This window comes from Thermobacillus composti KWC4 (assembly GCF_000227705.2).
GTDB lineage: Bacteria > Bacillota > Bacilli > Paenibacillales > Paenibacillaceae > Thermobacillus > Thermobacillus xylanilyticus.
Genome location: NC_019897.1, coordinates 751,614 through 773,808, shown reverse-complemented (window position 1 = coordinate 773,808; position 22,195 = coordinate 751,614). Strand labels below are relative to the sequence as shown.

Annotated in this window: 22 protein-coding genes and 1 pseudogene; 10 read left to right on the top strand and 13 right to left on the bottom strand. The window is 54.9% G+C overall.

Annotated elements, in window-relative coordinates:
• Positions 1-310: 310 nt before the first annotated feature.
• Complete coding sequence (locus tag THECO_RS20960; RefSeq protein WP_157373512.1) at positions 311-616, top strand: helix-turn-helix domain-containing protein; 306 nt, start codon at positions 311-313, stop codon at positions 614-616.
• Positions 609-1,688 carry an acyltransferase gene (locus THECO_RS03580; RefSeq protein ID WP_015253703.1) on the top strand — a complete coding sequence of 360 codons (1,080 nt, stop codon included), beginning with the start codon at positions 609-611 and terminating at the stop codon, positions 1,686-1,688. Before THECO_RS20960 ends, THECO_RS03580 begins: the two co-directional genes overlap by 8 nt.
• Before the next feature lie 106 nt (positions 1,689-1,794).
• On the opposite strand, the gene THECO_RS03575 is transcribed toward THECO_RS03580, so the two are convergent.
• Complete coding sequence (locus THECO_RS03575; RefSeq protein ID WP_052835816.1) at positions 1,795-3,069, bottom strand: type 2 periplasmic-binding domain-containing protein; 1,275 nt, start codon at positions 3,067-3,069, stop codon at positions 1,795-1,797.
• A 141-nt stretch (positions 3,070-3,210) separates the two neighbouring features.
• Here THECO_RS03575 and istA (THECO_RS03570) point away from each other — a divergent pair, with 141 nt between their 5' ends.
• Positions 3,211-4,440 (top strand): IS21 family transposase, encoded by a 1,230-nt coding sequence (gene istA / locus THECO_RS03570; protein WP_015253702.1) that lies wholly within the window; start codon positions 3,211-3,213, stop codon positions 4,438-4,440.
• 408 nt (positions 4,441-4,848) lie between these two features.
• Here istA (THECO_RS03570) and THECO_RS03565 read toward each other — a convergent pair whose 3' ends face one another.
• From THECO_RS03565 to THECO_RS03530, 8 genes are all read right to left on the bottom strand, one after another.
• Positions 4,849-5,523, bottom strand: coding sequence for an Ltp family lipoprotein (locus THECO_RS03565; RefSeq protein ID WP_015253701.1), 675 nt, complete (start codon positions 5,521-5,523; stop codon positions 4,849-4,851).
• 181 nt (positions 5,524-5,704) lie between these two features.
• Positions 5,705-5,851 (bottom strand): hypothetical protein, encoded by a 147-nt coding sequence (locus THECO_RS21535; protein ID WP_015253700.1) that lies wholly within the window; start codon positions 5,849-5,851, stop codon positions 5,705-5,707.
• Positions 5,848-6,108: a hypothetical protein gene (locus THECO_RS03560; RefSeq protein ID WP_015253699.1), complete on the bottom strand. Its 261-nt coding sequence runs from the start codon at positions 6,106-6,108 to the stop codon at positions 5,848-5,850. Before THECO_RS03560 ends, THECO_RS21535 begins: the two co-directional genes overlap by 4 nt.
• 261 nt (positions 6,109-6,369) lie before the next feature.
• Positions 6,370-8,955, bottom strand: a complete 2,586-nt coding sequence (locus THECO_RS03550) for a hypothetical protein (RefSeq protein WP_015253697.1) — start codon at positions 8,953-8,955, stop codon at positions 6,370-6,372.
• A gap of 190 nt (positions 8,956-9,145) precedes the next feature.
• Positions 9,146-9,874 (bottom strand): SIR2 family NAD-dependent protein deacylase, encoded by a 729-nt coding sequence (locus THECO_RS03545; RefSeq protein WP_015253696.1) that lies wholly within the window; start codon positions 9,872-9,874, stop codon positions 9,146-9,148.
• A 97-nt stretch (positions 9,875-9,971) separates the two neighbouring features.
• Entirely contained in the window at positions 9,972-10,397 is a 426-nt protein-coding gene (locus THECO_RS03540) for an RNHCP domain-containing protein (RefSeq protein ID WP_015253695.1), read from the bottom strand.
• Positions 10,398-10,652: 255 nt separating this feature from the next.
• A complete protein-coding gene (locus tag THECO_RS03535; RefSeq protein ID WP_015253694.1) occupies positions 10,653-11,288 on the bottom strand; it encodes a molybdenum cofactor guanylyltransferase in 636 nt (211 codons plus the stop codon).
• Entirely contained in the window at positions 11,273-12,532 is a 1,260-nt protein-coding gene (locus THECO_RS03530; RefSeq protein ID WP_015253693.1) for a molybdopterin molybdotransferase MoeA, read from the bottom strand. Before THECO_RS03530 ends, THECO_RS03535 begins: the two co-directional genes overlap by 16 nt.
• Before the next feature lie 168 nt (positions 12,533-12,700).
• On the opposite strand from THECO_RS03530, the gene modB reads away from it, so the two are divergent.
• The 3 genes from modB (at position 12,701) to THECO_RS03515 (ending at position 14,491) form a co-directional block, all read left to right on the top strand.
• The gene (gene modB, locus THECO_RS03525) at positions 12,701-13,369 is read left to right on the top strand and encodes a molybdate ABC transporter permease subunit (RefSeq protein WP_041854123.1); all 669 of its coding nucleotides are present in this window, start codon (positions 12,701-12,703) and stop codon (positions 13,367-13,369) included.
• 60 nt (positions 13,370-13,429) lie between these two features.
• Positions 13,430-13,618: a MerR family DNA-binding protein gene (locus THECO_RS03520; RefSeq protein WP_041853776.1), complete on the top strand. Its 189-nt coding sequence runs from the start codon at positions 13,430-13,432 to the stop codon at positions 13,616-13,618.
• A 126-nt stretch (positions 13,619-13,744) separates the two neighbouring features.
• Positions 13,745-14,491 carry an NAD-dependent protein deacylase gene (locus THECO_RS03515; protein ID WP_015253691.1) on the top strand — a complete coding sequence of 249 codons (747 nt, stop codon included), beginning with the start codon at positions 13,745-13,747 and terminating at the stop codon, positions 14,489-14,491.
• Positions 14,492-14,554: 63 nt separating this feature from the next.
• On the opposite strand, the gene THECO_RS03510 is transcribed toward THECO_RS03515, so the two are convergent.
• Positions 14,555-15,022, bottom strand: a complete 468-nt coding sequence (locus THECO_RS03510) for a DinB family protein (protein ID WP_015253690.1) — start codon at positions 15,020-15,022, stop codon at positions 14,555-14,557.
• Positions 15,023-15,051: 29 nt separating this feature from the next.
• Here THECO_RS03510 and THECO_RS03505 point away from each other — a divergent pair, with 29 nt between their 5' ends.
• Positions 15,052-15,450, top strand: coding sequence for an ACT domain-containing protein (locus THECO_RS03505; RefSeq protein WP_232427738.1), 399 nt, complete (start codon positions 15,052-15,054; stop codon positions 15,448-15,450).
• Between the two features lie 24 nt (positions 15,451-15,474).
• Here the strand turns inward: THECO_RS03505 and THECO_RS03500 are convergent, their stop codons facing one another.
• The 3 genes and pseudogenes from THECO_RS03500 to istA (THECO_RS03490) form a co-directional block, all read right to left on the bottom strand.
• Entirely contained in the window at positions 15,475-16,239 is a 765-nt protein-coding gene (locus tag THECO_RS03500; RefSeq protein ID WP_015253688.1) for an arginase family protein, read from the bottom strand.
• Positions 16,240-16,383: 144 nt separating this feature from the next.
• A complete protein-coding gene (istB, locus tag THECO_RS03495; RefSeq protein WP_015253687.1) occupies positions 16,384-17,136 on the bottom strand; it encodes an IS21-like element helper ATPase IstB in 753 nt (250 codons plus the stop codon).
• Positions 17,133-18,352 (bottom strand): annotated as a pseudogene (gene istA, locus THECO_RS03490) (IS21 family transposase). The gene istB and the pseudogene istA (THECO_RS03490) overlap by 4 nt, the downstream one beginning before the upstream one ends.
• A 659-nt stretch (positions 18,353-19,011) precedes the next feature.
• On the opposite strand from istA (THECO_RS03490), the gene THECO_RS03480 reads away from it, so the two are divergent.
• The 3 genes from THECO_RS03480 to THECO_RS22555 all read left to right on the top strand — a co-directional run bounded on the left by THECO_RS03480 (position 19,012) and on the right by THECO_RS22555 (position 21,713).
• On the top strand, positions 19,012-20,253 hold the full coding sequence (locus tag THECO_RS03480; RefSeq protein WP_015253098.1) for an ISL3 family transposase: 1,242 nt from the start codon (positions 19,012-19,014) through the stop codon (positions 20,251-20,253).
• A gap of 156 nt (positions 20,254-20,409) precedes the next feature.
• Positions 20,410-21,264: a transposase gene (locus tag THECO_RS03475; protein WP_332306823.1), complete on the top strand. Its 855-nt coding sequence runs from the start codon at positions 20,410-20,412 to the stop codon at positions 21,262-21,264.
• Complete coding sequence (locus THECO_RS22555; RefSeq protein ID WP_332306836.1) at positions 21,204-21,713, top strand: transposase; 510 nt, start codon at positions 21,204-21,206, stop codon at positions 21,711-21,713. The genes THECO_RS03475 and THECO_RS22555 overlap by 61 nt, the downstream gene beginning before the upstream one ends.
• The last annotated feature ends 482 nt before the right edge of the window (positions 21,714-22,195 follow it).

Below are 22,195 nucleotides of genomic sequence, written 5' to 3'. Positions count from 1 at the left end.
TCACCCAATTTTCTAGAGATAGGCAGTAAAAAAATGCCTTCTCGGCGATTGTTGGGGAGTTTCGAAAATGTCAAGAGGAAAGTTTGTTCGCATCCCTATTTTGGGGGTGAAACAATAAAGGACCCTGGCCAGAAAGCTAGAGTCCACAACGGAAATGAATTTCCGAGAAGCTTAGTTAAGTGAATGGGGGTGGTGAATCATGAATGCTCAGCAAAGTAAATGTCTGAGAAGCTTTCGTCAAGGCTTGAGGAGATTTGCGTGGAGACTGCAATACAGCTCGAAGGTCAGGCATTCCAAGGAGTCTCTCTCTTTGGACGAACGGCATTACGGCTACAACTTCACATCCGATGTCATCACGACAATTTATATCAAGGAACTGCTGTTGATGATTCCATCTGAGAAAGCGCGGTACATTGTCAAAAGGTTGTATCTGGATGGATATACGGAAAAAGAAGTCGCAACCGAACTCCAGTTGAGCCAACAGGCGGTGAGCAAATGGTTCCGATTAAAGGGGAAGCCTTGTCCATCATTGAAAGGAGGAGTCATTCGGGTCCTGTCCTGTCAACCGCCTCGTGCTTACGCTAATCCGAATCGTTGGAGGCGTTCTGGTGAATAACTTACCAAAATCGAGGATTGAATACCTCAGCTTTTATCGTGCATTTGCGATATTGGCTGTCATCATGATTCATGTCACTTCCTTCCCGCTGATACGTGTCCAGCAAGGCTCGTGGAAACACGATTTCTACTTCATATTGAACACTTCCAGCCAGTTTGCTGTACCGGCGTTCCTTTTTTTGAATGGCTTTCTGCTGTTCTATAACTACTACGCCATGCATGGACGGGGATGGATCGCAACCTTCTACAGGAAGCGAATACTGTACATTCTGATTCCGTATTTGGCATGGTCGCTGTTTTATTATCTGTTTTGGCAATATCAAACCCAGGGCAACGCATGGCTGAATGCGGATCAGTTTATGATCAGGCTCATTACGGGCAATAACTACACGCATCTGTATTTCTTCATCATCATTATCCAGTTTTATGTGTTATTTCCCGCTCTGGTTCATATCGTTCAACATGCCAAACTTGACAAATGGCTCATCCTTATTGCACTTGTGTCTCAAGTGATCTTCTTCATCCTCAACAACCACTGGCTCCATATCCAAAGGACTGGCGTGCTGTTTATTTCATACTTCCTGCAGTTTTGTGCGGGGGCCTATGTGGGGATGCATTATGAACATGCCGTTGGCAAGTTGATCAAGAAGAAGTGGGCGATTACAGCTCTTTTTATGGTCGGATCTCTGCTCTATATCTTTGCCGGGAAGGTGTACTTCCACTGGCTTCCGGCACTTCTGCCGTATAAGGCTTACCTGAACCAGGTCATCTATTTGTGGTTTACGCTTGCAGCAAGTGCATTTCTGCTGCTGCTGGCAAACCGGATATACAACGTGGATGCCATGACATGGGTAAAACGCGCTTTGAACAGCATCGGCGCAGCTTCATTTGTCATTTTTCTGTCGCATCCGTTCTTTCTTGCACTGTGGCGGAAATATGTGGTTGACAGGTTCGGCGCTTACTATCACTATTTGACTCTTCTGGGATTCGTGGTTGTGCTGCTTTGCTCGTGGGGGAGTTATCTTCTGCTGGCGAAATATAGACGATATACATGGTGGATAACCGGAAAATGATTTTTACGATGGCAGATTCCGCCGATAACAGGCAATAAAAACCCGGAGGCTTGCACGAAGCAAACCTCCGGGTTTCTTCATGATCGCCGGCTGCGCGTCAGCCGCATCAATCCAGCATCGTCTTGTCGCCGTAGAATTCTTCCCATTTCGCCTTGCGCTCGTCGATGATCGCCTGGCCGCCGGATCTGAGGTAATCCTCAAAACCGGAGTCATAGACTTTGTCGAACTCCGAGACAGGCGCCACAATCGCCTTGTTCAGGACCGTATCGCGCTTCTCCTTGAGCGCTTGACCCATACCGTTTTCCGCCTTGATCTCGCCCACGTTGACGTTCTTGCCGATTCGGCCTTCATTCGTGGTGATGCGGTGCGCGATCTCGATGTACCGCTTGTCGACGCCGGCATAGCCGTTGGCGATCGACTTGACGGTGAGATCGGGATCGCCCAGGTCGATGCCGTTGACCGTAATCGTATAGTCGATGTTGTTCGGCGAGTTCATGATCTTCTCGCCCGTTACGGCCAGCGACTTGTAGGAACCGTCAGGCAGCTTCTCGTGGGTTACGCCTTCCTCGCCGAATTGCAGGAACAACCGGTTTTCGAACTTGGAGATCCAGTTCAGATAAAGCAGCGAAGCGATCGGTTCCTTGTTCGTCGCCGGGAAGAAGATCTTCCGGTCGATCGGCGGCGACAGGAACTTACGGTAGACGCCGGCGTCGTTCGGGAACGGTTCGATGGCGACATACGCCGCATCCGGGCCGACCATGCGCTGCAGGTTGGCATGGATGCTGTCTTCGCCGTTGCGGTACGGGTAGTCCCAGTTGTGAATGAACGCGCCGACATAGCCTGTTTTCATCAGGTTGTCTTCCGTCGGATCTCCGGCGGGATACAGCGAGAAGTCTTTCCAGATCAGCCCTTCATTGTACCATTTGTTCAGGACCCGGATAGCTTCCTTGTAATTCGGCAGCAGGAATTTCCGGTCATCAAAGCCGTAGATAAAGAGATCCTTGTCCGTAATGTCGTTGGGCACGAACGACGTTGTCAGGTGGTCCGCGCGCCAGCCGACGTCAAAGCTGATCGCGAACGGAATCATCTTGTCCGCCTGGTCGCCCAGCAGCAGGGAAGCGTTGTCTCTGAACGCCTTCAGCATGTTCTCGAATTCTTGCAGGTTTGTGGGCGCTTCCATGTTGAGCTTCTTTAGCCAGTCTTCACGCACGAACGTGTTGATGCGGTTCAGAACGGCAAGCCGTGCCTCGAGGGCCCAGATGGTGCCGGTCTTCGGGTCCTGGTTCCAATAGATGTTGGTATCCGTCAGCAGATCCCACAGGTCCGGAAGAATGTCCTTGGCTTCTTCCAGATAAGGCGCGAGGTCAAGCACGCCGCCCATGTGTAACCGCTAAAATAAAATTAACAAGAAACACGAAATAATCTTGAACACGAATTCCCTGATTCTCCCTCACCCGATATAATCAAGCTGGAAATTCATCAGTGTAGGGTGAGGAGAATGAAATCTGCGGAAAGGTGGCCTATGTACATTGAAATCTATCAACTGAAACAGTTGGGGCTCAATGTTTCACAGATAGCCCGCAAACTGAACATTTCTCGAAACACCGTGTACAAATATCTGAACATGTCGCCGGAAGAAATGCAGGCATTCATCGAATCGGTGAAGACGCGGCGAAAGAAGCTGGATCCGTTTGAATCCCAAGTTCTTCAATGGTTGCGGGAATATCCGGACCTATCGGCCGCTCAGATTCATGACTGGTTGAAGGAACGGCGCTTGGATGCCAACGTCTGCGAGAGCACCGTTCGGCACTTCGTCCGGCACTTGCGTGAGCGGCATGGTATCCCGAAAAGCAAACCGATGCGCCAGTACGAAGCGGTGGAAGACCCGCCCATGGGACAGCAGATGCAAGTTGACTTCGGCGAAACGAGAACGCACGATCTTCATCAGCATCCCGTACGGTTATGGTGCATCACGTTTGTCCTGTCCCATTCCCGGTACAAATACGTGGAATGGCAGGATCGACCGTTTACCACGGCGGATGTGATCCGCTGCCACGAGAACGCCTTTGAATTTTTCGGCGGCATGACTCGCGAGATCGTCTATGACCAGGATCATCTTCTGCTTGTAAGCGAAAACCACGGCGATCTGATTCTGACGGCCGAATTTGCCGCCTACGTCCGGCAGCGCAGATTTCAGATTCGCATGTGCCGCAAGCAAGATCCGGAAAGCAAGGGGCGGGTGGAAAACGTCGTCGGTTTCGTCAAACGCAACTTTGCGCGCCATCGGACGTTTACCCACATCGACCGGTGGAACGAAGACTGTTTGGCTTGGTTGAACCGAACCGGAAACGGGCGGATGCATCACACGACCAAAAAAATACCGGCGGACGTGTTCGCCGAAGAGCGGCGCCATCTCCTGCCGGTTCCCGAAAAAATACAAACCAATTCTGCACCCAGTATAACAAGACGGGTGCGAAAAGACAATACGATTGTCTTTCAGGGGAACCGGTACTCGCTGCCGCTTGGCACCTACACCGGCACGGACACGTCTGTGGAGATTCGCGTGACGCCGGACAAGCAGTTGGTGGCGTTCGATCCGGCAACCGGCGAGGAACTGGCCCGCCATCCGCTGCATGCGGGTAAAGGCAAACTCATCAAAAACACCAACCATGCCCGGGATCGTTCCAAAGGGATTGGCGCCTATATGGAACACGTGGCCGAAAGATATGACGTTCTCCGCAATTTCCCATGACGGCGTGCATTTTCTGTAGATCAAATAGCCGATATCGGGGACCAGTTGGTCGTTGATTTCCAACGCCATGTTTCATCCCTCCCGGAAAGACCTTTAATTTGAACCCATTTACTATCTTTCTACCTTTCAACCTTGGTGTCAACAAAACACAGCATGCCCTCGAAGGCAAATGTTGGAGACCGGCTTGCGGCGCAGACGCATTGGCCTGGGAACTGAACATGACAGGGTTGAATTAAACAAAAAGAGAGGCCATCAGCCTCTCTCGAGTTCCGTGTGCTTTATGGGTCACTGACCGCTATATTCTTCGATCGACCTTTCGAATATACCCTTGTGCAATCCAGCTCAACCGGATTGTATGTTTCCGAGTCCGCCTTCGATCAAGCTCCTGCCGCTCCAACTTATCAATTCTTAATATCCGGCAGCCGATACCCCATATTCGGCTTGTTCCCGAGTATATCCTTCGAAAATAAGCTGATCGATGAGTTCCTGCTTGGAGAACGGCATCAGACTCAAGTAATTTTGGGCCGACTTTGCAGCTTGTTCATTCCAATCAGCATCGCAATGATCAATGGCATATTGCGCTTCCTCGGATGTATAGCCTTCAAATTCAAGCTGCTCTCTCAAACCTTGCGCAGAGAACGGGGCAAACCGCAAATAATTCTGGGCCGACTTCAGAGCTTGTTCATTCCAATCAGCGTCGATATGTTCAACAGCATACTGCACTTCTTCTGAAGAATACCCTTCAAATTCGAGCTGCTCTCTCAAACCTTGCGCAGAGAACGGGGCAAACCGCAAATAATTTTGGGCTGAAGCAAGCGCATTTTTTTCACCCAATGTTGCCGTATCAGCCGGCTCCTCTGCCGCAGGCTGTTCCGCTGCAGATTCTTCCGCAGTCGGTTCTTCAGCCTTCACTTCTGAATCGCTTGCTTTCGAAGCCTCTTCACTTTTTTCCGCAACTGCGGATTTCTCTTCACTTGCAGAACCTGTTGATGTCGTTTCTGATTCTACTGTGACTTCGCCGCATCCCGAGACCACGGCAGCCAGCAGAACCGCAAGAACGATGACCCGTTTTGTTGTTTTCATATCCCTTTCCCCTTTTTTGTTGTAATATGTCATATTCTATCATAAAAAAGGGGAGATTTTCCACGTCTTACAAGGTGCAATTGAAGTGTTCGGGGGCCCAACTGAAATTTTTGCTGAACAACGATCCCATCACCAATGCTGAATTAACAAATCACCTGATTGATCCGGCCAAATAAGCGCGTTACGAATCTTCCCCGGCAAACGCCAGCTTATCGATCCAATAGGAGGCGAGCGCCTTATCCGTTTTCTCTTCAATGAATTGAATCTCGAGAATTCGCTCCGGCCCGACCTTGTCCCGCAAAACATCCGCCAGATCCGGATCGCTCACCAGCGGAAGCTGTGCCCGCCCTGGTACACTTCGCCCGGCTGCAGTAGAATGAGCTCGCTCCCGCTCTCGCGTTCCGGCGCGATTTCTTTCCGCTTCTCGGTCATGCTGTCGACCAACGTGTCATCGTGGAAGATGTACTTGACATAGAACGGCCCGAGCTCTTCGTCCGACTCGTTTCGAATCCGGAAGAACGTCGCGAACAACCTGAATTCGCCGTTGTCGTAGCAAGCCAGATGCGTATTACGCCGGGTCCACATACAGCGAAGCGGGAGCGCTCGCTCCCTCATCCGCCTTATCGGCGCAGCCCGCGGACAGCAGGAGAAGCGCCAGGCCGAGCAGCGGCACAACCCGTATCATGGCCCGGCATGCCCTGCCCGCGGTGTTGTTCGTCTCATGATCGGAGCTCGCCCCCAGGCAACCGCCTTGCCAATTTGAAGTTCCCGGCATGATCTCCCTATCCCTCCTCCATGATGCGTGCGCAAAAACACCCGCCTTGCCGGGCGGGCGCTTCAGCCGCGTCAATCCATTTCATCCAGCAGGAGACGCGCGTCCTTCGAGTCGATTTTTCCGTCCCCGTTCAGATCTTCTGGGTGATGAATCCAGAGCGTCGCGATGTGAACGAATGCAAGCGGGCTGTCCGTCGGCAGGCCGAGGATCGACTTCAAACGTTCGGACAGCATTTCGAGCCGGATCGTCTGCGTTTTCGGTCCGCGGATCAGCTCGATCGTATAGCCGGGCTGGACGATGTGGTCGTCGCTCACGGCAACGCCTTCGCGATCCCGAACCATCATGACCGTTCCGGATACCGTCACGAACCGTTCCTTGAGCCTGCCGGCCGTCATTCCTCTCGGGACGCCGCTGTATACGTACCCGTCGTCGCCGGTATCGAACCATCCGGCCAGCACGCCGAGCACAAGGTTGTCCGGCACCTCGCGGACGATGCTCAGCACGTACTCCGCTTCCCTGCCCGTTGCGGGATCATACAGGCGGATCGGCAAGCTCATCTCATCGTCCGTGATCGGAATGAACGCTTCGACCGAACCGAATTGGCGGACGCCCGCCAGTTCGATCTCCACGTCCGCGCCGGCCGATGCGGTCACCGCGACGGCGGAAGCATCATGGTCGACGGAGATGCTGTAGAGCGAACCGACCGGCTCAATCTCCCGGCCGTCGACGATCAGGCTCGCCAGCTTCGGAGCATCGGGCGCAGGCTCCTTCGCGATGACCAGATCATATTCGCTTGACCAGTCTCCCTCCGGCGTCCCGACCCGAATCGATACGGCTTTCACCGGCTCGTTCAGATAGACCGTCGCCGTGACGGATGCAGCGGGCCCTTCGTCCCCGACGTACACAACACCGTTCATGGACGATGCGGTGACGACGGCAACGTCCGCATTCCATGCGGCGGTATATTCATAATAGGACGAACCATCCTGCCGCGGCTTCGGATAGACGGGATTCCCGTCCACCTCCAGTTCGTCCAGCAGCGGTGTGACCCGGTCGTTCAAAGGAATGAAGAACGAATCGCCATAATAATCCTGATAGGTCCACTGATTCTCCTCCCGGAGCAGCGGCACAACCTCCAGGTATGCCGCTCCCTCCGGCACGTCCTCCAGCATGTATTCAAACGTATCCGCCAGCCTGTGATTGACATATACCCTCGCTTCGCCGCGGATCGGGTCTTGATTCGAATCGGAATAATACAGATCGTACGCCGTCAACGCATATTCGCCGGTGTCCGGAAGCGTCCATGTGACCGTTCCCGCGCGGCCGCCTTCGGTCCAGTCGATATCCCTGAACGACGGATTGTCCGGCAAGTACGATTCATGGAGCGCTTCCATGCCGTTATCTTCGTATTGGATCCGCGCATCCTGTTCCGTCATCTTGTCGATTATCGGGAACTCGGCGGTCTTGGCGTACAGGTTCCCGGCCGTGTCGACGAGCTGGATCGCGACATAACGATAATCGTAATGATCGGCTTCGATGTTCTCCAGCGCGAACGAGTAGGGGCCTTCGTCCACAGGAATGTATCGGATTCCGGACGACCAATAACTATCCTGTGCCGGCATAATTTTGTAAAAGGCGAACTCCGTATCATTCGGAACGTCCTCGAACTCGATCAGCGGATCGATCCGGTTGACGCGGGGATCCCTGTCGACGACGGTGATATTCTCGGGAAGGTTGATGTCGTCCATCGGGATGACGACGTTGGTCGGAGCCGGAACCCCTTGGATAAACTTGTCAACCTGAATATAGGCGGGATCGTCGGGAAGCTCGCATTCGAATTCGTATAGGGCCTCTCCGTACATCTCGCAGGCATGGGGTGTCCCTTCCCGATCGTAGAGATCCATCTTGAGCTCGCCCCAAATTTCCATACGAAGGAGCAGATAACCCGCGAGAACGCCTTTCTCTTCATCCTCGTATGCGTAGAAGGCGTCCAGCTGCACGAGGTTGTCCGTATCGTCGGAAGCTTGCACGATGAACGCCTCTGCGCTGTCCGCGCACACCTCTCCGCCGATGGAGAAATGATAGGTGTTCGACTCCATCGTAAAGCATCCGCTCGGCAAAATTTCAACGGCGTACGTGACGTACCCTTTGCCCGGATTCGGGATTTCGGCCGCCGTGAGCGGTTCTTCGGACCAAGGAAACGTCTGCCGAAAGACCAGATCATCGATCGGCCCATCCGATCCGAACACGTGGACAAGACGCGTTACCGGATCGGGCATGACGAATTCGTGGATGTACGTATCCAACACATCGACTCCGACCATCAGCGTGATCACGAGCCGGTATGCGCCGGGCTCCAGCGATTTGTTCAGATTGCCGCTTATGAGATCCTGTTCACCGTTTTCAATCGTGATCTCCGACTCGTCGGGCAACCGGTACAAGTTGATCGACTGATGGAACGAATCCGGATAGAGTATGGTCCAATCGATTCGGATCTCGTCTCCGTAAAGTTCGCTGGATTCCAATTGGATCCAGCCATTCGGCGAAAGATTCGCATGGACGATGCCATCATGGCCGAACCCGCCGATCGGCGCGAACGCCGCCAGCGCGGCGACAAGCAGGACGCACAGCGTTCGCATCCGGATAAGGTACCCCATCCCCAGGCCTCTCCTCTCATTGCGTCCCGCTGTTCGACATTCGTTCCTGCACGCCGCCGACAACAAGCCGCAACATTCAAGTTTGTTGGACAAATCATGTCAACATTATACCAAACCTTTCCATACTGTGGGTATTCCATCAACTCCTTCAGGATCAGGATCGCCTTGGCACGGTCGTTGACGATGGCAGCTATAGCAGCTCCAGCCGTTCCTGAATTGCGGCCAGGCTGTCCAGCGCCCGGCCCTTGATGAACACGTCGAACTGATCCTCATGGCCGGTTTCTTCCGCGTTGATGAAAATGCGTCCGGCCCTCGTCAGGAACGGCAGCTGATTGACCGGCGCGACCTGCAGACTGGTGCCGATCACGAGCACCGCATCCGCCGCCCGGATGGCGGCAATGGCCGCATCCCAGGCTTCCTGAGGCAGCATTTCGCCGAAGAGCACGACATTGGGGCGAAGCCTGCCGCCGCATTGGCATTTCCGCTTCTGCAGAAACGTCTCTTCCGCGTGCGGCGCGCCGCAGGCGTGGCAGCGGAACGCGCGGATCGTGCCGTGCAGCTCGTGCACGTTCCGGCTGCCGGCGGCCTGATGCAGGCCGTCCACATTCTGGGTGCCGATGCAAGCCAGCATGCCCCGCTTCTCCCATTCCGCCAGGATGCCATGCCCCCGATGGGGCCTGACCGTCTTCAATTGCGTGATGCGCGCCGCATAGAACTCATGGAAGAGATCATAATTGGACTCGAGCGCTTCGACCGTCGCGACCGTCCGGGGATCGATGCTGCGCCACCATCCGCTCGGGGAGCGGAAATCTTTCACGCCGGCATCCACCGAAAGCCCGGCGCCCGAGATCAGCACCATGCTGCGGGCATCCCGGATGAGCAGCGCCGCGCGATGGATCGGATCGTATGCTTCCGTCATGTCGCCAATTCCTTTCATCCATGGATTCCAAGATCATCATACACGAAAATGCAATCGGGATCGCAGCATACGACTGCGATCCCGCTTACTCCATCCTCTATTCAAGGCGTCCTTCTCCGCCCATCAGCCTCGTCATTTCCTCGATCCGCTCAAGCGGAAACGGGGGCTGCGTCAATGGTTTCATGGCGATGGACATCAGTTTCATCGGATTGTCGTCTGCCGCAACCCGGTTGGAATTCAAGGTTCCGCACCTGATGCAGCGATGAATGATCGCCCACTCGCCGTTTTTTCGAACCCATACCGAGACGGGCTCCATACGCCCGCCGCAGCCGGAAGCCCGGTCGCCGGGCTCGATGTCCACATGCAGGCTGGTCAGGCAATTGGGACAATGGTTCCGATGCCTGCTTCCCGCGCCCTCCGGCACGACCAGCCTCCCGCAGACTTTGCAGGTAAACGTGTCATGGCATGCGTGGGTTTTGTAGCAGCCTTTTTCGAACGATCTTCTTTTATTTTCCCTGTTCAACGAGATACCCCTCCGTATCGAATCAAATCCTGTTGATTCTGCGTACGGGAGGCTTATACGGAAATATCCGGGTACAGCCTCCCGGCTATACCACAGACTCCGCGCGGTGGTTGTTCTTCCTGAACATGAAAACAACTCTCCTTTGCATACCGTTTCAGCATGAATATAGCAGTTTCCCGGCGCATGGTGGTATGGAGTGTTTGCCTTAAATCAAATTTTCCATAGTAAAAAGCAACGGCGGCCGCCATGGCCGCATCACGCTTTCATCTGATCCGGGCTGTTGACGTTGCGGAAGACACGCTCGGCATCCCCGGCGTCAGGGACAAGGGTCGATCCATCCAACCATTCCGCATCCGCCTGCTCCAGCAATTCCAACACCCGATATCGGCCGCCGTCCAACGCCTTGCGCAATGGTTCGAGCATGGCCCTGCTCCAGATGCTGACCAGCGGGTGCTTTCGTTCCCCGAGCCGAACCGCGCAGACGTTCTGACCACCTGCGGCTTCCAGCAGCCGGGCCGTCACATCGCTCGTCATGAAAGGCATGTCGCACGGCAGCACGGCGTAACGGTCGGCCTGAACCGCGCACATTGCCGAATAGATGCCGGCGAGCGGCCCCAGCCCTTGATAGTCCTCGTGGTCCGTGATCACGGATAGATGGTCGGGGAACCGTTCCTTGAGCGCTTCGCGCGTCACGATGACCACCGCATCGCAGACGGGAGCAAGCGCGTCGACGGCCCGTTCATAGAAATATCGCCCCTGATGGATGCCGAATGCCTTCGGCGAGCCGAAGCGGACCGAACGGCCTCCGGCAAGCACGACCCCCGCCGTTTTCAATCTTGCAGCATCGCTCGCCTTTCTTCCATATCGCTTCGCGGCTACGGAATCCGCCATTCCGCTTCACCTTCTTCCGTCCCCGGCAAGAGGACATCCACGATTGCCCCGCGCCGAAACCCTCTCGATCCGCCGGGCAGCACCATCAGCGCGTTGCTTCTGGCGATCGAGCTGACGGCGTTGGATTTGTTGAATCCGGCGGGCGCAACCGTGGGCCGGCTGCCGTCATGACGATAGACCGCCCTTACGAATCGCGTGAACGGATTCGGCTTCGTGAAATCCTCCGTCAGCACGGCCTGCGTGTGCGGCAGGTACGGCTTTCGGCTCCCCATCATGCGCAGCAGCGCCGGTCTGGCGAAGATTTCAAAGCCGACATAGCAGGCGGACGGGTTCCCGGACAAGCCGAACAGAAATTTGCCTTCCCATACGGCAACCGTGGTCACGCTGCCCGGACGCATCGCCACTTTGTTGAAGAGCACCTTCGCCCCGAGCCGCTCGTAAATCGCCGGCAAGTAATCGTAATCTCCGACCGACACCCCGCCCGTCGTGATGACGCAGTCCGTCTCCCGGAGCGCCCGCCGGACAAGCTCAAACGCCTGGTCGAGATCGTCCCGCACGAATCCGTACGAACGGGACGGGATGCCCAATCTGGCGAGTTGTGCCGCGATCATCGGCCCGTTGCTGTCGCGGATTTTCCCGGGCGCCAGCGGTTCGTGCACCCGAAGCAGCTCCGTACCCGTGGTCATGAGCCCGACGACCGGCTTCCGGGCGACCCGCACGCTGGCATAGCCGAAGGTGGCGAGCAGCGCGACGACGCCCGGATGAATGAGATTTCCCTGCTCCACGAGCACCTCGCCGGCCCTGGCGTCTTCGCCCCGGAGGGAGACGTTCTCCCATGCGCGGAACGGCTTCCGGATCGCGAACCCCTGCCCGTCCTCCGCGGCCTGCTCCAGCATGACGACCGCGTCGGCGTTCGGCGGCAGGGGAGCGCCGGTCATGATGCGCACGGCTTCCCCTTCTCCCAGCTCGCGCGCCGGCATCTGCCCGGCGCCGATGTGCCCGACGACCCGGAAGGAGATGCGGCGGTGTTCGCCGGCCCCCCCGGAATCTTCGGAACGGATCGCGAATCCGTCGTAAGGCGCGCGGTGAAAAGGCGGAACATCATGCGAGGCGACGACCGGTTCAGCCAGAATGCGTCCGTAACTGTCCGCCAATGCCGCCGTCTCCGCCCGGGGAGCCGGCACATGCGCCATCAACAGCTCAAGCGCTTCTTTGACCGCAACGGGTTTTCGGATTTGGACCACCGTGATGCATTCCTTTCGTCCGAACAGTTGGTGCCGTCTACAAGAACAGTTTGACATCGGAGCGAATCCGGTGCAAGCGCTCTTCGATTTCAGAACCGGTCTTGCTATACTGGATTGAAAGGAGATGAAGCCTGCGGATATTCCAAGATTGCGGCTTCGGTGTGGAAAATGGATCAGACATTGGATTGGAATGCGTTCGTCTCGCCGATCTGGCTTTCGGTCAAAGTCAGCTTCATCGCCAGCATCCTGGTCATGATCCTCGGGATCTGGGCCGCCCATAGCATTGGCGGACGGCGCTTCATCGGAAAAACATTGCTCGAGACAAGCCTCATGCTGCCGCTTGTCCTCCCGCCCACCGTCGTGGGGTTTCTCCTGCTTCTGCTCCTGGGCCGCAGGAGCTGGATCGGCAAGCTGTGGGAGTGGTGGTTCGACCAGCCGGTCATTTTCACCTGGTATGCCGCGGTGGTCGCCGCCGTCGTCGTGTCGTTCCCGCTCGTCTATCAGACGCTGAAAGCCGGTTTTGCCTCCGTGCAGAAGGAATACAAGGAAGCCGCGCGCCTGGACGGCGCGAGCGAATGGCAGGTGGTGTGCAGGATAACGATCCCGCTCGCCGCGCGTTCGCTCGTGACAGCCTATGTGCTGGGATTTGCGCGCGCGCTGGGGGAATTCGGCGCGACCCTGATGGTGGCCGGGAACATTCCCGGCAGAACCCGGACCATTCCGACCGCCATCTACGCGGCGGTGGAAACGAATCAATTGCAGCTTGCGGGGCTGTGGAGCGCGGTCCTCATCTGCCTCGCCTTCGTGCTGCTGCTGGCGACCCGGACGAAATCGTAGGTTGGTGCAAATCAAGAAGCTCCAAAGTCGACACCGCTTCGTCTTGGAGCTTCATTTTATTTGGACCCCAAAATTTTGATCCGGCCGGTTGACTCCGACCTTGGGGCATACTTTACGGAACTCGCCCGTCTGCAGCAGATCTTGTTCTACCGGGAACTCGGCTTCAGCCTGCGGGACATCAAGCATGCGCTGGAGCCATGGAGGACGATTTTCATCGCAGCGTGCTGGAGGGCATGCACGTCGGCTTGAGCTGCTATTTGTACGCTGCGGCTGTGAAGTATGCCGAGACGACTTGAACGTTGGTCGGAAGCCGGAAAGACGGTTTGCGGTTTGGCCGGATGCGATGTAGATTAAGGAGGTGGAGGTGAGCGCGGATTGAATGCATCGCATGCGGACAAACTTGCGGAATTGCGGACGATCCTGGACGCATCGGACAATATCGTATTCTTCGGTGGAGCCGGCGTTTCGACGGAGAGCAACATCCCGGATTTCCGAAGCGCCGGCGGCCTTTTCTCCGAACGCGTGGGAAAGCGCGAGTTATCGCCGGAAGAAATTCTGTCCCATACGTTCTTCATGCAGCATACCGAGGAGTTCTATGATTTCTACAAGAACAAGATGATCTATAAAGACGCGAAGCCCAATCCGGCGCATCTGGCGCTGGCGAGGCTGGAGCAGGCGGGCAAGCTGAAAGCGGTCATCACGCAAAATATCGACGGGCTTCATCAGCAGGCCGGAAGCCGGGAGGTTCTCGAACTGCACGGCTCGGTGCACCGGAATTACTGCATGTCATGCGGACAGTTCTTCCCGCTGGACGCCGTGCTGGAATCGGCCGGTGTGCCGAAGTGCAGCCGCTGCGGCGGGATCGTCAAGCCGGATGTCGTCCTGTATGAAGAAAGTCTGGATACGGGGGTTCTGGAGAAAGCCAGGCGGTATATCGAGCAGGCGGACGTGCTGATTGTTGCCGGAACCTCGCTGAGGGTGTACCCCGCCGCGGGATTGATCCGGTTTTTCCGGGGCAGACATCTGGTGTTGATCAACAAGTCTCCCACGCCGTATGACCACGCGGCCAGCCTGGTCATTCACGACAGCATCGGGAAAACGTTGAAAGCTTGCCTGACGTAAAAAAAGCAGACGGCGTCCGAGCATCGATTCGGATGATCCGTCTGCTTCTTGTTTGTCTGCTGGTCAGTTCCCTTCTTTGGTCGGGCCGAGAACCCCCGGTACCGGCAGTCCGGCCTGGCGGAGAAGCACGGTCATCTGCCCGCGATGGTGGGTTTGATGGTCGATCAAGGTTCTCAGCATCGCGCCGCGCGGTACGGCGCCGGCGAAGGTTTCCACGTTTTCGACCATTTTCTCATCCGTAAGCTGCTGCTCCACCGCCCGCTTGACGTCCTCGACCGTCTTGGAGTAGGCCTTCACGATTTCCTCTGCTTTGCCGGGCCGTTCGCTGCCTGCCGGTTCAATGGCGAGGCCGACCTGCTTCATGAAAAATGCCGGTGCGGTCGCCAGGTGCCAGCCAAGCCATCCGAGCGTGTTGTGCCCTTCCACAATGGCCTGATCCAATTTCTCATCCGTGAGCGACTGCAGCACCTTGAGCGTGCCTTGTGCGGAGTGCGACCAATCATGGAGGAAATCTTGCACGGTTCTGTACATGGCGTCTGCTCCTTGTTGCAAAATGTGTGGTGTCTTCCCCGCTCAGGATTTTATATCAAATCGCCGCTTTCTCCGTCATCAAATTGCCGCCGACCGATCCGATCCCGTCATGGGCCGCAAGCGGCCGGTTCGTCTCCATTACCCGGACGGACGAAGAGCTTTCCATCGTCGTTCCTTCCGAACGCCTGCCGGACGGCGAGGAGTTCGCGAACATCGAAAGCGAGTTCCGGTGCATCAAGATCGAGGAGGGCGTACTGGACTTCAGCCTGACCGGAATTCTTGCATCGCTGGCCGGCCCGCTGGCCGAAGCCGGGATCAGCATTTTCGCGATCGCAACCTACAATACGGATTATATCCTGATCAAGAGCCACGCCCTGGAACAAGCGAAAGCCGTATTGGAGAAGGCGGGACATATGTTCAGCCGTTGATCAACCCGCCTGCCGGGTGTTGAATCAACCCGCCAGGGGCACGTCGACGATCGCCTTGTTGGCGAGTTCGTTCTTCTTCAGATGCCGCACCTGTTCGCCGGACAGTAAATCGACGGGAGACAGGGGCAGTTCCCCGCAAACGTCCGCCCCCGCGAGCGGACGGGTCCGTTTCAACTCCCGGATCGCATCCAGCAGCTGCCGCAGCGTCATGCTGCCTTGATCCCAGTCCGTGGCCGCGTTGTCCCGATTCAACACGTCTTTGTCCACGCTGATATAAATCGGCTGATCGGGCACGGCGGCGCGGATGGCCCGCTCGATCTCCGCCGCGGACATGCGCCGGACCTCTTGCTCGGAGATGACGGTGACTTTGCCCGGCATACCGGCTGCCTGGCGGCTGCCTGGAGCGCTGGCGCCGACGATGACCACGCGATTGAGCAGCGGAAGCGTCCTCAGCGCATGGCTGACCCACGAGCCGCAGGAAAGGATCGGGATTTCCCCCTCCGGTGCAAGGTCGGTATGGTGGTCGAACAGAACAAGCGAGAACGGCTGCCGAATTTCGGACAGCAGCACATAGGTGACGTAGTGGTAGTTCCCGTTGCCGATCAGCGTGACGCGCCGGTGTTTTCTTGAACGCAGCCGTTTCTGAATTTTGCAGAGGGAATCGGAAGCGCAGTAGCCGCGGCAACCGCGTAAATCGGAGAAATCGATCCACTCGACCGGGTATCTCCGCAGCAATGTCTGTTTTTGCAGCGTACCGTCGAAGTTTAACAAGGAAATTCCGCTCTTCATTGTTCCCGACTCCTATTCTTCAAGCAAGGCTCAAATCATAGGTCTTGTTCACAATTGTCAAGGCCGGATTTAAATTGACCCACTATCGCCAACTTAAAATTGACCCACTATCGCCAACTTAAAATTGACCCACCACCCATGTCGTCACGCATCCGATGAAAGCGGCAGCTTCCCTTTCATCCGGTAGCTGTTGCCCCGGATGTTCAGAATGTGCGCGTGGTGCAGCAGCCGGTCCAAAACGGCCGTGGCCAGCACGCGATCGCCAAGCAACTCTCCCCATTCGCCGAAACTCTTGTTGCTGGTCATCACCATGCTCCCGCGCTCGTAACGCGCACTGATGACGTGGAAAAACAGATTGGCGGCGACCGGATCCAGCGGCATGTAGCCGACCTCGTCCACAATGAGCAGCTTTGGTCTTATGTACACGCGCATCCGCCGTTCAAGACGATTCTCCTCATACGCCTTGCGCAGATCGTTCATCATCTGCGTCAAGCTGACGAAGTATACCGACAGCCCTTGCCGAATCGCTTCCATGCCGAGGGCGACGGCCAAATGACTCTTTCCAACACCCGGCGGTCCCAAAAGCAGAACGTTCTCTTGCCGGGCCACAAAATGCATCGTAAACAGTTCCCGCACCACACGCTCATCCAAACTGGGCTGAAAAGCAAAGTCAAACTCCGCCAGCGTTTTGCGATACGGCAAGTGCGCCAACTTCGTCCGCACCTCCATATTGCGCCGCTGACGCTCACAGCGTTCGTGATGCAGCAGCTTAAGCAGGAACGAAAGGTAATCGCTCTTCTCAAGACGAGCCGACTGCAGGGCGTCCTCCAGCATCTCCGCAGCATGTTCCAGTCCCAGTTCCGCCAGATGCTCCCGTGCCTGGGCCAACGCCTTCATGCGCCCACCTCCGCCAGTCGGTCGTACAGCTCAAGCGATCGCGTCTCGACCTGTTCGGCCGGAATCTTTCGGGCCGCCGGGCGCGGGAAGGCGTACCCTTGTGCCGCTTTCAGCCCCTCATACTGACCCGGCAATCGGACGACGGCCCGCCGGTGAACTTGTTCATGCCGAGCGACCACGACGCCATCAATCCAGATTTCTACCTGTCCATGAAGCAGACGCACCATTGCCTCCCGACGGCTGTAAACCCACGGCACGCCATACCGAACGCCGTCGTAGCTGACAAATCCGTCCGGGCTGACTTTGCGGCTTTCGAACCGGAAGGGACAAAGCGCCTCCTCGCTCGGCAGCGGCTTCAGCTCTTCCTGCGGCAGGCGGTCCACGGGGCGCTCACCGGTCGTGCCGTGGACCCGCCGATTCTTTTCGTCACACCACGTTCTGGCTTGGGCATTCAGGTCGCCCAGATCGACGAACGTTCTTCCCGGCAAAAAGTTTTCTTTGACGAACCGAACTGCACGTTCAACCTTGCCCTTCGTCTGGGGACGCCGGACGCGGCACACCTTCGGGACTATGCCGAGCGTCGCCGCAAAGTCGGCAAAGAGCGGATGCCACCGCGGCTTGCGGTCGTCGCCGATGCCGAGGATGACGGTCTTCATTCGATCCGTCAGCATCACGTTCGGAACGCCGCCAAAGGACTCGATGGCGTTGAGGAAACAACGCAGGAAGCTTCGGATGTCGCAGCGCCTTGCAAACTCGATATACATCGCCCGGGAGTAGCCAAGCGTCATCACGAAGACAGGCACTTTGTGAAATTCGCCTCGCTCATCCACGTAGTCGGCGATTCCCCAGTCGACCTGCGCCTGATCGCCCGGTTTCGTCTCGTAACGCTGCACGGCGGGCGCTTGGCGCGGCGGACGGTGCGGCTTCACGTAGTCTTTCACCAGGGTCTTGCCGCCGCTGTACCCCTGTTGCCGAATGCGCTCCCACAACACCTCCGCATATAGATACCGTCAGCCATCAGCTGGTGCAGAGCCGTTTTGAACGGATCCAGCTTGGAGCCTCGCTTTGGCCTTTTCTTTCGCTCCGGCAAACCTTCGGCGCGTAAATACTTTCGCACCGTATTGCGAGATACGTTCGTCTCCCGGGCAATCTGCCGAATGCTCTTGCCCATTGCACGCAGTTCGTGTAAGCTGATCACAAGCCCACTCCCCAGCATGGATGTATTCCCTCCGAATCACTTTGGTCGGTTGTTCAGAGGGTCTATTTCGACGGGGGTGGGTCATTTTCATTCCGGCGCCGATGGGTCAATTATAGCCCGGCGGTGACAGCATTCAATAACGTGTATATGCTAAGGATATAATCCAACTTGGCAAAATTCGATTAAGTTTTTGAAGTCCGCCTTAGTTTCTGAAACGAAGTTTTCAGGATCATCTACCCAACTATATTTTTTCCCTGCTTGAATCGTGCAGTCTTATCCCAAATCGGTTCCTTCTTGGTGAGTTTTAATTTAATATGGTAGTAAGCTCCTCTTACGAGCAGGATGAGCCACATTTGGGCATAAGAAAAATACATTAGAAACGACACTAATAAATCTAACGGACGAAGTGTCTTATCGGACATTTGTGCAGTCACAAGCTGTACGTAATACATAAGCCATGACTCGAACCAAAGGATAAGTAACGGAGTCGTCGCAGAACTATGAACCTTACCGGTAAGCCCCAATAGAAACCACAAATCTGACATAAGTAGAAAAAATACGAAACATATAGGCTCTATACCAAACATAGTGCTTGACAACATGTAGAGCCAAAATTGAAAAACATCTGTACATTCCATAAGATGGTTGTGCGACCAATCCAACTCGAGGAATGACAGATGCACAACCAGTATACTGATCTTTTAGTCAATTTACCAGAGGTAAATGTTCAACAGATTGTGGAAATTGATGAGCAAACGATCCATATTCAGGTTGTTCCAAAGTCACGCAAGCAGGCTTGCGCCATTTGCCGTTCGGATCGTTCGGTCATTCGCAAAGGCAGCAACCAAACCCGGAAAATTCGGCATGCTGACGCTTTCGGCAAAATCGTTTATCTCCTGGCTCCGGCCATTCGTCTGTTCTGCAAGAGTTGTCATGCCGGTTTTGTTTGGCGGTACTCGTTTGTCGGTCCTGGCAAACGCTACAGTACCGCGTCCGAGCAACAGGCCATTCACACCGCGTCGGTCTCCACCGTCAAGCAGAGTGCGGAGATTCATCGCATGCCGGCCAGCACCTTGCAGATCAAACACCAACGATGGTTGTCGGTGGAAAGTGAACGGCTTCGGCAATTGGCGTGGAAAGAGGCCGCCAGCAGCCGCCATCTCGTACTGGGCATCGACGATTTTGCGATTCGAAAAGGTCATACCTACAATACCGGCATCCATAACCTCCGAGGCGAGACGTTGCTGGATATTTTGCCCGGACGCAAACTGGAAGAATTGCGGGATTATGCGCATAAGCATCCGGAGTTTCTGGCGCTTCGTCCCAAGGCGGTGGTGATGGATCTGGCTCCCTATTACCATGCCTGGATTCAGGAATGTTTTCCTGATGCCCTTCGAGTCGCGGACCGGTTTCACGTGACGCGTTACGTGATCGATGCCCTTCAGGCGGTCCGAAAAGACGTACAGGGTTCGCTGTCGGCCAGAGCCCGGGCAAACCTCAAAGCCAAACACCGGCTTCTAAACCCCCAGGCAGCATCGTTGCCCCCTGAAAAGCAGCAGGAGTTACAAGAAATCCTCAGCTATTCGTCGCTTTTACAGCAGGTTCATGCCTGGAAAGAAGCGCTTGGGGAATGGTACGACGGTGCACCGGACGCCAAAGTAGCTGCCATCTGGTTTGACCGCTGGCTGGGACAAGGGGAACATTTTCAGCATCCGGCAGTAGCCACCTGCATCAAAACGATGCGAAACTGGCGAACGGAGATCGTCAATTATCACTCCTGTCGGTGGACCAATGCGGCGGTTGAAGGAAGAAACAACCGAATGAAAGCCTTTCAACGCCGACATTACTTCACCCGGAACCGGGAACGTTACGTACAAGGACTTCTGGTCGAATGTAACCGTGAACGATTTGGTACATAAAGTCAAGCACTAACTTTGATGTTGAGCCCTTTGTATGTTGATATTTATCCTGAATTTCGAAAGTGCGATCCTATGAAAACATAAAAAAGTGCCCAAATCTTTGGTAGAATGGTGTTTATCGAGAACACTACACCCAAAGAGAGGAGCACCTTTTAGGTGAAGTCTACCACACCCATCAGCAAAATCAAGACCGAATTTTCCCTACAGAACGCGACCAATTTCGGCGGCATCAAAATCTTCCTGGAATACCTCGAAAAAATCAAGTTTGCCGCTGCTTTACAAAGGCTGTCATGCATGAAAGCAAACAACTCGCTGTTCCCCGTCTACCGTATTCTGCTTTATCTCGTCGTCGGCTGGATGCTCGGCTGCGAACGCCTCTTCCATTTCCGCAAGCTACAGCAAGACTCGCTTCTAAAGCGGTTTCTCGGTGGACGCTGTCCGCACCATTCGCTGTTATACAAAGAGTTGTCGCGTCTTAGCAAATCGCACCCGAACTTGTTGACTGAGCTGCGGTCGCTCAATCAGGAAATCATTGGACCTTGTTTACCAGAGGCTCTCATTCTGGACCTTGACTCCACCGTTGAAACCGTATATGGCGATCAGGGCGGAGCGGCTAAAGGCACGAACCCGCATAAGCCCGGCCGTAAGAGTTATCATCCTTTGCTGGCCTTCGAAGGACAGTCTCGTCTATGTTTGAATGCCGTTCTACGTTCGGGCAATACGCACTCCTCCACGGATGCGTCAGCTTTTCTTCACCAAACCTTCGAACTGCTGAGGGAGCATCCGGTGAAGTACGCGAGGTTCGATAAGGGCTTCGGCGGTGAAGATTTCTACGGCCTGTGGGAAGGCAAAGGAATCGGTTACGTCGGAAAAGTTGAAAATGGACAAAGCGCCTTGCAGAACAAGTCGCAGCCTGCCGGTACTGGAAACGATTCGTCGATGAAGACTGGATCATCGAAGGGATTACGATCATCTACAAAGCGACATCTTGGGAGAAGGCGCGCCGCGTAGCGATTGTTCGCAAGGCACACATCGTCGATGAAGGCCAGACCCGCATGGTGTTCGATTCGGATTGGCAATACGAAGCGATCGTCACCAATCTCGAATGGGAGCCGCTTGATCTGTGGCGCTTCTACAACCAACGCTGTTGCATGGAGAACTATATCAAGGAAGCGAAGAACGGCTTCTCCATTGATAGAATTGCGACGAGCGAATTTGAGGCGAATGAACTCGACTTGTTGATCAAATTACTCGCCTACAATTTGTTCGAGCGATTCAAGCGAAGCTGCTGCGAACCGGTACATCAAGGTTACACAATCGCACGGTTCCGATTAGAGTTCTTCCATTGCGCAGCAACGATTATTCGGCATAGCCGCAACATCATTCTCAAGCTGGCGAAAGACTTTGCAAACCGGTATGCATGGCAACGAATAGAAGCCAGGATCGCACTTTTGGAATGAAAACCCCTAAATTTAACATGGAAGAAATCGCAGCCTCTTCATTGGGGAGGGGGAAAGTGTATCCACATAATGTTGACTTGAACCGAACGAACTGGGAAATCGCCACATTCTTACAGCTAGTTTGGCAGTTCCACTATATACAGCGTTTGATATTACGGGCTTTCGAAATTTAGGTTTATTTCTTTTCCCCATGTAACCCCCACGCTATAAAAACCATGTCCTAATACATATACAATAAGTAAGGCAAAGCCGAACATAGACGAAGTAAACAAAACAAATAAACCTATTAAGAAACTGGCTAACAACATAAATAAAAGTTCATGAGTATTAAGATACAGAACTCCTAATATAGTTGATATATATAAAAGAATAAAAATCATCATAGAAGTCATCTTATTTTGCATGTTCTACTATCCTTTTTACGAAATTGCTTAAGTGATTATACCACTACCTACTAATGCTACTATTTCAATTGTGGTTAC

Coding starts and splice junctions, on each gene's coding strand:
- THECO_RS03575 (WP_052835816.1), bottom strand. CDS start 3,069: ATGGGCGGCGTGCTTGACCTCGCGCCTTATCTGGAAGAAGCCAAGGAC.
- istA (WP_015253702.1), top strand. CDS start 3,211: ATGTACATTGAAATCTATCAACTGAAACAGTTGGGGCTCAATGTTTCA.
- THECO_RS03565 (WP_015253701.1), bottom strand. CDS start 5,523: ATGAAAACAACAAAACGGGTCATCGTTCTTGCGGTTCTGCTGGCTGCC.
- THECO_RS03560 (WP_015253699.1), bottom strand. CDS start 6,108: ATGTGGACCCGGCGTAATACGCATCTGGCTTGCTACGACAACGGCGAA.
- THECO_RS03550 (WP_015253697.1), bottom strand. CDS start 8,955: ATGGGGTACCTTATCCGGATGCGAACGCTGTGCGTCCTGCTTGTCGCC.
- THECO_RS03545 (WP_015253696.1), bottom strand. CDS start 9,874: ATGACGGAAGCATACGATCCGATCCATCGCGCGGCGCTGCTCATCCGG.
- THECO_RS03535 (WP_015253694.1), bottom strand. CDS start 11,288: ATGGCGGATTCCGTAGCCGCGAAGCGATATGGAAGAAAGGCGAGCGAT.
- modB (WP_041854123.1), top strand. CDS start 12,701: ATGGATCAGACATTGGATTGGAATGCGTTCGTCTCGCCGATCTGGCTT.
- THECO_RS03510 (WP_015253690.1), bottom strand. CDS start 15,022: ATGTACAGAACCGTGCAAGATTTCCTCCATGATTGGTCGCACTCCGCA.
- THECO_RS03500 (WP_015253688.1), bottom strand. CDS start 16,239: ATGAAGAGCGGAATTTCCTTGTTAAACTTCGACGGTACGCTGCAAAAA.
- istB (WP_015253687.1), bottom strand. CDS start 17,136: ATGAAGGCGTTGGCCCAGGCACGGGAGCATCTGGCGGAACTGGGACTG.
- THECO_RS03480 (WP_015253098.1), top strand. CDS start 19,012: ATGCACAACCAGTATACTGATCTTTTAGTCAATTTACCAGAGGTAAAT.